We start from the raw sequence: 8,855 nt of genomic DNA on the forward strand, positions 1-8,855 counted from the left end.
CTTAAGCTTTTTCCCAGACCTCGAAGGTGTAGGCGGGCTTATCACCTTCAGCCGGATTCGGCACATTCGACACCAGTTTCCACTGGTTACGATCGAACTCCGGAAACCACGCATCGCCCTCCGGGCTCAGCGCCACACGGGTCAGGTACAGACGATCCGCCTGCGCCAGCCCTTGCGCATACAACTGCGCGCCGCCAATCAGCATCAGCTCATCGACGCCCTGCGCCTTTGCCCATTCTTCAGCGCGAACCACGGCTGCCTCCAGCGACGGATAAACCTGCGCACCTTCGAGCACCAGATCGGCCTGGCGGCTGACCACGATGTTCAAGCGCCCGGGCAGCGGACGACCGAGCGAGTCCCAGGTCTTGCGACCCATGATGATCGGCTTGCCCAAGGTCGTGGCCTTGAAGTATTTGAAGTCCCCCGGCAGGTGCCAGGGCATGCTGTTGTCGACGCCGATCACGCGGTTTTCACCGAGGGCTGCGATCAGGCTGAGGGGGAGTGTTTTAGTCATGCCGGCGAGGATACCAGAGCCTCGCTTGACCCGATAAGCGCCACAGCGGTTATGCTCACGGCTCAATTGAGCGACGGGATGCCGCGTGACACAACTGACTCCACTGCAAAACCTCTGGTTGACCGAAACCGTGCGCCTGCGCGAAGAACATGCCGGGCCGCTGGATGACCTGGAAGCCAATCGTTTGGCCCGCGCGGCCGGCGGTGATTTGCCGAGCCGTATTCAACGCCGTGCGCTGTGGCTGGCTGAGCGTGACGGGCTGACGAGCGCTCTCAAACACTGGCTGCAAGGCGCGCGTCTGGCGCTGCTGTTAATGGTGGTGCTGGCCTGCGTGACCGGTGCCGGCATGGCGTTTTCCACGCTGGGTGACGGCACGCGCCCGGTGAATATTTTCTGGGCGTTGGGTACGTTGCTCGGGGTGAATCTGATTTTGCTGTTGAGTTGGGCGCTGGGACTGTTGTTCGCCGGGGAACATGGCGCCGCACTCGGCCGGCTCTGGCTTTGGCTCAGCGAAAAATTCGCCCGTGATGCGAAAGCCGCGCAGTTGCCCCCAGCGTTGCTCGTCTTGTTGCAACGCCAAAAACTCAATCGTTGGGCGATCGGCACGCTGGTCAATGGCCTGTGGCTGCTGATCATGCTCAGCGCTTTGAGCATGCTGGTGTTGATGATGGCTGCCCGGCGCTATGACTTCATTTGGGAAAGCACGCTGTTAGGCGCCGACTTCTTCGCCGCCCTGACGGATGCGTTGACGGTCATTCCCCATGCCTTGGGTTGGAGCGCGCCGCGCGTCGACATGATTCGCGTGACGCTGGACACCGACTACAACCGTGCGTTGGTTCGCCAGTGGTGGGCCATCTGGCTGGTGGGCGCGGTGCTGATTTATGGCGTCTTGCCGCGTCTGATACTGATGCTGTTCTGCCGCTGGCGCTGGAAACGGGGACGTGACCGCTTGCATCTGGACCTGAACCTGCCCGGCTACGCCCAACTGCGCGAACGCCTAATGCCGACCAGCGAACGTCTCGGCGTTACTGACGCCGCGCCTGATCAACTGCATCGCGTCGAAAGCGGCGTCAGTGAACACGCCAGCGAAGGCGCATTGCTGGTGGCGATCGAACTCGACGAGCAACGCCCATGGCCGCCGGCGCTGCCGAAAAACGTCAGCAACGCCGGCGTCCTCGACAGCCGCGAATCACGCAACAAACTGCTCGAACAACTCAGTCGCTTTCCCCCGGCGCGGCTGGCGATTGCCTGCGACCCACGACGCTCGCCGGATCGCGGCAGCCTCGCGCTGATCGCCGAACTAGCGCGCAACGCCAGCGCCACCCGCGTCTGGCTGCTGCAAGCACCGCCCGGTGAAGCGCTGGACGCCGAACGCCTCGGCGACTGGCACGTCGCGCTGCAACAACTGGATCTGCCCTTCGTCGATTGCGCGCCGTTGAACTGGCTGGAGAACGGTCATGACTGATGCCTTCAAAGCGCCGCTGAAACTCGCCGTGGTCGGCCACACCAACGTTGGCAAGACTTCGCTGTTGCGCACGCTGACCCGCGATGTCGGTTTCGGCGAAGTCTCGCATCGGCCGAGTACCACCCGGCATGTCGAGGGCGCGCGGCTGTCGGTGGACGGCGAGCCGTTGCTCGACCTCTATGACACGCCGGGGCTGGAAGACGCCATCGCCCTGCTGGATTTTCTCGAACGTCTGGAACGCCCCGGCGAGCGCCTCGACGGCCCGGCACGACTGGCGCGGTTTCTCGACGGCAGCGAGGCGCGCCAGCGTTTCGAACAGGAAGCCAAAGTGCTGCGGCAACTGCTCGCCTCCGACGCCGGCCTGTATGTGATCGACGCCCGCGAGCCAGTGCTGGCCAAGTACCGCGATGAACTGGAAGTGTTGGCCAGTTGCGGCAAACCGCTGCTGCCGGTGCTCAATTTCGTCAGCAGCGCCAACCACCGCGAACCGGATTGGCGTGACGCGTTGGCGCGTCTTGGTCTGCATGCGCTAGTGCGTTTCGACAGCGTGGCGCCGCCCGAGGATGGTGAGCGACGGCTGTATGAAAGCCTCGCCTTGTTGCTGGAAAACGCCCGGCCGCAAATGGAACGCTTGATTGCTGATCAGCAGGCACAGCGACTCGCCCGGCAGCACAGTGCAGCGCGGTTGATTGCCGAATTGCTGATCGACTGCGCCGCGTGCCGCCGCAGCGTGGTCAGCGAGGCGGAGCAGGAACAGCAAGCCATCAGCGAATTGCGCAAGGCTGTGCGTCAGCGCGAACAGAAGTGCGTCGAAGCGCTGCTCAAGCTGTATGCGTTTCGCCCGCAAGATGCGGCGGCCAGTGATTTGCCGCTGCTCGATGGGCGCTGGGGCGATGACCTGTTCAACCCGGAAACCTTGAAGCAACTCGGTGTGCGCGTGGGCGGCGGGATCGCTGCCGGAGCGGCCGCCGGGGCTGGCGTGGATTTGCTGGTGGGCGGCATCACCCTCGGCGCCGCCGCACTGGCCGGTGCGATTGCCGGTGGTGCGCTGCAAACGGCGCGCAGTTATGGCAGTCGCTTGCTGAGTAAGATCAAAGGCCAGCGCGAGTTGACGGTTGATGACGCAGTGTTGCGGCTGTTGGCATTGCGCCAGCGGCAATTGCTATTGGCGCTCGATCAGCGTGGGCATGCAGCGCTGGACGCGGTCCAGGTTGCAACACCGCAGGACAAAACCTGGCGCGAAGGCAAGTTGCCGGAGGCGCTGAGCAAGGCGCGGGCGCATCCGCAGTGGTCGTCGCTGAATCCACAGGCGAAGTTGAATCAGGCCGAGCGGCAGGAGCAGATTGAGTCTTTGGCTGAGGATTTGTAGCGCCTGAACCAGCCTCTTCGCGAGCAAGCCCGCTCCAGCAGGAAAACGCATTCCCCGGGCTTGCTCGCGAATGAAGGCCTTGTGACCTGCCATCAAATGTCCCCCAGCAACTGCGCCACATTGCGCTCAGCCATCGCCGGGCCGACGCTCATGCCGACACCGGTGTGCATCAGCGCCACACTCAGCCCCGGCGCCGGGCGCAGGAACGAAAACGGCCCAGGCCCACGGGCGCCATAGACACCCTGCCAGCGCTCGATCACTTGCACCTTGCAGCCGAGAGTGTGTTCGGCCAGTTCGAGCATCCAGGTGTCGACTTGCTCGGCGTTGAACGGCGACAGATCGCTGCCGTAGTGGTGCGAATCGCCGATGATCAACTCGCCATACGGTGTCGGACTGATCAGCAGATGAATGCCGTTTTCATGCAGGTGCGGTTGTTCGCGCAGGATCTGCGCCTGCACCGCCGCCGCTTCCGGCAAGTCGGCGAAGGCGCCGTAGTGCACGCCGCTCAACCCCGTGAGCAAGGCGTGTTGCAGGTTCAGCTCGACTTGCGGTTTGGCGCGGAGCATTTGCAGGCGGCAGATTTGCGGGTCGAGCGCGGCAATCGGCTCGGCCAGCAGGGTCTGATAATCGTGGCCGGAGCAGACGATGATCTGTTCAGCGGTGAAGATGCCGGCCGTGCTGTGCAGGCGCCCCGGTTCGACGTCGCGTACCAGCGTCGAGAAGTGAAACTCGACGCCGAGGTCGCGGCGCAGGTATTCGATCAACGCCGGGATTGCTTCACGCGAGTACAGCTGTTGATCGTCGATGCCGTGAAGTGCCGCACGGTGATGGCTGAACTGGCCGTGGTAGAGATCGCGCAACGCGGCGCCGCGCAACAAGTCGACGTTGTAACCGTGTTCCACGGCGCGACCGGCGCAAAAGGCTTCGAGCAGGTGTTCTTCAGCTTCAGTGCGGGCAAACAGGTACGAGCCGTTGCGCTTGATTTGCAGGCCGGCGAGCTGCGCCCAGTCGCCCCAGATCTCGCGGCTGGCCTTGGCCAGCTCCAGCATCGGCCCGGGTGGCTGGCCGGTGACCAGTGCCTGGCCGAAGTTGCGCACCGAGGCGCCGAGGGGCGTGGCCGTGCGTTCGAAAACGGCGACCTTGAGGCCGCGTTTGGCGGCGGCGTAGGCGTGGGACAAGCCGAGAATGCCGGCGCCGACGATGAGCAGGTCTTGGTGCTGTGTCATTTAGAGGTGCTCTGAATGAGAGGCCGTCATCGCTGGCAAGCCAGCTCCCACAGGTATCAAGGTGTTCACAAAATTCGTGTTCACCGCAAAACCCTGTGGGAGCTGGCTTGCCAGCGATGAGGCCCTGTCAGTCGATTAAGATCTTACTTGGCGACGACTTTCTCGGACTTGCCGTCATAACGCTTGCGCCATTCGGTGAGGATCTCGTCGCGATGCTTCGAGGCCCAGGCGAAGTCGTTCTTGATCAAACGCTGCTCGTAATCAGCCGGCAATTCCGTCTGCGGCTTGGCAATCCCCGGCTGCGCGAGTACGGCGAAGTTCTCCTTGTACAGATCCATCGCCTCGGCGCTGGCGGAGAAGTCGGCGAGTTTCTTCGCGGCGTCTTCATGCGGCGTGCCTTTGATCACGGCCGTGGCTTCGATCTCCCAGCCCAGGCCTTCCTTCGGCAGGATGATGTCCAGCGGCGCGCCCTGGCGCTTCAACTGAACGGCCGGGTATTCGAAGGAAATACCAATCGGGAACTCGCCCGCCGCCGCCAGTTTGCAAGGCTTGGAGCCGGAGTGAACGTACTGGCCGATGTTCTGGTGCAGGCCGTCCATGTACGCCCAGCCCTGCTTCTCGCCGAAGGTTTGCAGCCAGGCGCTGACGTCGAGGAAACCGGTGCCGGACGACGCCGGGTTGGGCATGACAATCTTGCCCTTGTACTCAGGCTTGGTCAGGTCCTGCCAGCTCACCGGTTTGTTCAGGCCCTGCTTCTCGGCTTCGACGGTGTTGAAGCAAATGGTCGCGGCCCAGACGTCCATGCCGACCCAGGCAGGCGGGTTGGCGGCGTCGCGGTAGTTCGCGCCGATCTTGCCCAAATCCTTCGGCGCGTAACTTTGCAGCATGCCTTGCTGGTCGAGGATCGCCAGGCTCGAGGCGGCCAGCCCCCACACGGCGTCAGCCTGCGGACGGGCCTTTTCGGCCAGCAGTTTGGCGGTGATGATCCCGGTGGAATCGCGCACCCATTTGATCTCGACGTCTGGGTTGGCCTTTTCGAAGGCGTCCTTGTAGGACTTCAGTTGCTCGGCTTCGAGGGCGGTGTACACCGTCAACTCGGTTTTCGCCGCGAAGGCATTCAGGCTGAAAGTGGCGAGCACAGCAGCGGCCAGGGCCATAGGCTTGAACATGATCGTTTTCCTGTCTTTTTGAGTTGAGGGTTACGGGAAAAATCAGTGACCGGGCGCGGTTTGCCGCCAGGCCTGGGAACGGCGCAGCAAGCCGCGCGAAGCCCACGCCAGCAGCAAGGACACGCCCGCCGAGGTGAACAGAATCAGGGTCGACATCGCCGCCGCGCCGCCGACGTTGCCGGCGTCATCCATGTTCAGCACCGCCACCGCCGCAAGAATGGTGTCGGGGCTGTAAAGGAAGATCGCTGCGGAAACCGTGGTCATCGCCGAGACGAACAGGTAGCGCACGATGTCCAGCAACGCCGGCAGGCAGATCGGCACGGTCACGCGCAGGTAATGCCGGTACAGCGGCGCCTTGAGTGACAGCGCGGCGGCTTCGAACTCGGCGTCGAGTTGGCGCAGCGCGGTGGTCGCGGTCATTTGCGCGGTGGTCAAATAGTGAGCAATGGTGCAGACGATCAGCAGCGTCATCGTCCCGTACAGCACGTGCAGCGGGTTGCCGGTGAGGTTGAAGAAGAAGACGTAACCCAGACCGAGCACCAGCCCAGGCACCGCCATCGGGATGAAACTGAGCATGCGCAGAGTCAGGTTGAGGCCGCGTTGTGTGCGGGTCTTCTCCATCAGATACGCGCCAGTGAAGATCAGCACGCTGCCGATCAGCGCCGTGCCCAGCGCCATCTTCAAGCTGTTGCTGTAGGCCAGCCAGCCACCGCCGGCGGTTTCATTGAACTGGTAGTGGTTGAGCGACAGCGACAGGTTGTAAGGCCAGAACTTCACCAGTGACGAAAACACCGCCATGCCGAACACCAGCAGCAACGCCGCGCAGATCAGCAGGACGATGACCAGATAGCAGCCATCACGCAGTTTCGACGGCGCAGGTTTGAACACTTGGGCGCGGCCGCTCATGGAATCGCCATGACGACGACGCAGCCAGGCGTCGACGCCGAAGCTGAACAGCGCCGGCAACAACAGCACCATGCCGATCAAAGCCCCGCGACCGAACTGCTGCTGGCCGACCACGGCTTTGTAGGCTTCCAGCGCCAGCACCTGATAGTCGCCACCGACCACCACCGGCACGCCGAAATCGGTGATGGTCAGGGTGAACACCAGACAGAACGCGGCGAACACAGCCTGTCGGGTCGCCGGCCAAGTGATGCTGCGAAACGCCTTGGCCGGACTGGCGCCCATGCTCGACGCCGCATCGAACAGCCGCGCATCGGCCAGCGACAGCGCCGACAGCAGAATCATCAGCGCATGGGGAAAGGTGTAGATCACCTCACCCAGCACAATCCCCCAGAACCCGTAGATGTTGTCCGAGAGCAGCCCGCGCAACAGGCCTTGATTGCCGAACAGATAGACCAGCGCAATCCCCGGCAGCATCGACGGCGCCATCAGCGGCAGCAGGGAAATCCCGCGCCAGATGCCTTTGGCCGGAATCAACGTGCGTTGCAGGGCGTAGGCAAACAGGTAGGCCAGCGGTACGACGATGGCCGCGACGCTGAGGGAAACTTTCAGGCTGTTGCCGAGCAGCCAGTGGAAATTCTCGCTGGTCGCCAGTTCTTTCGCGGCGAGCCAGCCACCGCCCTGTCCGGCTTCGCTACTGAAGCCGCGCCAGAAGATCGCCAGTAACGGCAACAGCACCGCAACGCCAAGCAATACCAGCAGCAGGAGTTTGCCGCCGACGACGAAGATGCGGTCGCCGATCTCGGCACGAGAAGTCTGACGCACCTGCTTATGCGGGAGCGGCAGCGCGAGGGGGCTGCTCATCAGGCAAACACCTGCAGGCTGCGCGGCGGCAAGGCGACCATGATCTGCTGGGCGCCGAGGCGCGGCATGGCCTCCGGCGCCAGTTCGGCGAGCAGTGCATGGCCCGGCAGTTGATCGAGTTCGAAGCTCATGCGGCAGCGGTTGCCGAGGAAGGTGATCTCGCGCACTTTGGCCGGGAACAGGTTTTCTTCGTGTACCAGCGGGTTGACGTTGATCGCTTCGGGGCGGCAGAACAGCCGGCCCGAGGCGCCGCTCACGCTGCCATCCGCCAGACGCACATCCATCCCGCCCACCCGGGCGTGACTGTCGCTGCTGCGCTGGAACGGCAGCCAGTTACCTTGGCCGACAAACTCGGCCACAAACGGTGTGGCCGGGCGGTTGTAGATGTCCTGCGGGGTGGCGTACTGCTCGACCCGGCCGTTATTCATCACGGCGATGCGGTCGGCCATCAGCATGGCTTCGTCCTGATTGTGCGTGACCATCAGAGTGGTGATGCCGAGGTTGCGTTGCAGTTGGCGCAGTTCGGTACACAAATGCTCACGCACCCGGGCGTCAAGGGCCGACATCGGTTCGTCGAGCAGCAGCAGCGACGGTGCCGGGGCCAGAGCGCGGGCCAGCGCAACCCGTTGCTGTTGGCCGCCGGACAATTGGCCGGGGTACTTTTTCTCACTGCCGGTGAGGCCGACCAGTTCCAGCATCTCACCGACGCGGCGGCGCACTTCATCGCGACCGCTGCCGGCGAGGCCGTAGGCAATGTTCGCCTCCACCGTCAGATTGGGGAACAGTGCGTAGGACTGAAACAGAATCCCGTAGTCCCGGGCCTGCGGGGCGAGATTCGAGACATCGCGGTCACCGAGGTACAACTCGCCACTGTCCTGCTTTTCCAGACCGGCGATGCAACGCAGCAACGTGGTCTTGCCGCAACCGGACGGGCCGAGCAGGCAGACCAGTTCACCGGCGGCGACGTCGAGAGAGACGTTATCCAGTGCGGTGAACGCGCCAAAGCGCTTCTGCACGCCGCGCACTTTCATCGGTGCGCCGGGGTGAGTCAGGGTGGTTGCGATGGCAGGATTCATGGGACAGACCTCATCAAGCAGATGAGGCCAATCCTAGAGTTGTAATGCGTCCGTCATGTGGCAGTGAGGCAAAAACGGCTGATAGTGGTATTCGGGGATTTGGGTTCAGGGGCTTGTTCTGTATTGCCTGGCCTGTCGCCTTCGCGAGCAAGCCCGCTCGCACAGGGGGAACGCATGCCAATGTGGGAGCGGGCTTGCTCGCGAAGAGGCCCAGACATTCACCAAAAGATTCAGGCGATCGACACCTCTAGCCTCCACTCAGCGGCACA

7 protein-coding genes are annotated in these 8,855 nt (G+C 63.2%); 2 read left to right on the plus strand and 5 right to left on the minus strand.

Annotated elements, in window-relative coordinates; translation table 11 throughout:
• Position 1: 1 nt before the first annotated feature.
• Positions 2 to 514, minus strand: a complete 513-nt coding sequence (locus ACIOU6_RS10620; RefSeq protein ID WP_401135963.1) for a dihydrofolate reductase — start codon at positions 512 to 514, stop codon at positions 2 to 4.
• 85 nt (positions 515 to 599) lie between these two features.
• On the opposite strand from ACIOU6_RS10620, the gene ACIOU6_RS10625 reads away from it, so the two are divergent.
• Both ACIOU6_RS10625 and ACIOU6_RS10630 read left to right on the plus strand, forming a co-directional pair.
• Positions 600 to 1,979, plus strand: coding sequence for a DUF2868 domain-containing protein (locus tag ACIOU6_RS10625; protein WP_401135965.1), 1,380 nt, complete (start codon positions 600 to 602; stop codon positions 1,977 to 1,979).
• The gene (locus ACIOU6_RS10630; protein WP_401135967.1) at positions 1,972 to 3,348 is read left to right on the plus strand and encodes a GTPase/DUF3482 domain-containing protein; all 1,377 of its coding nucleotides are present in this window, start codon (positions 1,972 to 1,974) and stop codon (positions 3,346 to 3,348) included. Before ACIOU6_RS10625 ends, ACIOU6_RS10630 begins: the two co-directional genes overlap by 8 nt.
• Before the next feature lie 92 nt (positions 3,349 to 3,440).
• Here the strand turns inward: ACIOU6_RS10630 and ACIOU6_RS10635 are convergent, their stop codons facing one another.
• From ACIOU6_RS10635 to ACIOU6_RS10650, 4 genes are all read right to left on the minus strand, one after another.
• Positions 3,441 to 4,574, minus strand: coding sequence for a TIGR03364 family FAD-dependent oxidoreductase (locus ACIOU6_RS10635; protein ID WP_401135969.1), 1,134 nt, complete (start codon positions 4,572 to 4,574; stop codon positions 3,441 to 3,443).
• 143 nt (positions 4,575 to 4,717) lie between these two features.
• Positions 4,718 to 5,743, minus strand: coding sequence for a putative 2-aminoethylphosphonate ABC transporter substrate-binding protein (locus ACIOU6_RS10640; protein ID WP_401135971.1), 1,026 nt, complete (start codon positions 5,741 to 5,743; stop codon positions 4,718 to 4,720).
• Positions 5,744 to 5,785: 42 nt separating this feature from the next.
• Positions 5,786 to 7,510, minus strand: a complete 1,725-nt coding sequence (locus ACIOU6_RS10645; RefSeq protein ID WP_401135973.1) for a putative 2-aminoethylphosphonate ABC transporter permease subunit — start codon at positions 7,508 to 7,510, stop codon at positions 5,786 to 5,788.
• Positions 7,510 to 8,586: a putative 2-aminoethylphosphonate ABC transporter ATP-binding protein gene (locus ACIOU6_RS10650; RefSeq protein WP_221732427.1), complete on the minus strand. Its 1,077-nt coding sequence runs from the start codon at positions 8,584 to 8,586 to the stop codon at positions 7,510 to 7,512. Before ACIOU6_RS10650 ends, ACIOU6_RS10645 begins: the two co-directional genes overlap by 1 nt.
• Between the last annotated feature and the right edge of the window lie 269 nt (positions 8,587 to 8,855).

This window comes from Pseudomonas sp. NPDC087615 (assembly GCF_044743445.1).
GTDB lineage: Bacteria > Pseudomonadota > Gammaproteobacteria > Pseudomonadales > Pseudomonadaceae > Aquipseudomonas > Aquipseudomonas baetica_A.

Coding starts and splice junctions, on each gene's coding strand:
- ACIOU6_RS10640 (WP_401135971.1), bottom strand. CDS start 5,743: ATGTTCAAGCCTATGGCCCTGGCCGCTGCTGTGCTCGCCACTTTCAGC.
- ACIOU6_RS10630 (WP_401135967.1), top strand. CDS start 1,972: ATGACTGATGCCTTCAAAGCGCCGCTGAAACTCGCCGTGGTCGGCCAC.
- ACIOU6_RS10635 (WP_401135969.1), bottom strand. CDS start 4,574: ATGACACAGCACCAAGACCTGCTCATCGTCGGCGCCGGCATTCTCGGC.
- ACIOU6_RS10620 (WP_401135963.1), bottom strand. CDS start 514: ATGACTAAAACACTCCCCCTCAGCCTGATCGCAGCCCTCGGTGAAAAC.
- ACIOU6_RS10645 (WP_401135973.1), bottom strand. CDS start 7,510: ATGAGCAGCCCCCTCGCGCTGCCGCTCCCGCATAAGCAGGTGCGTCAG.
- ACIOU6_RS10650 (WP_221732427.1), bottom strand. CDS start 8,586: ATGAATCCTGCCATCGCAACCACCCTGACTCACCCCGGCGCACCGATG.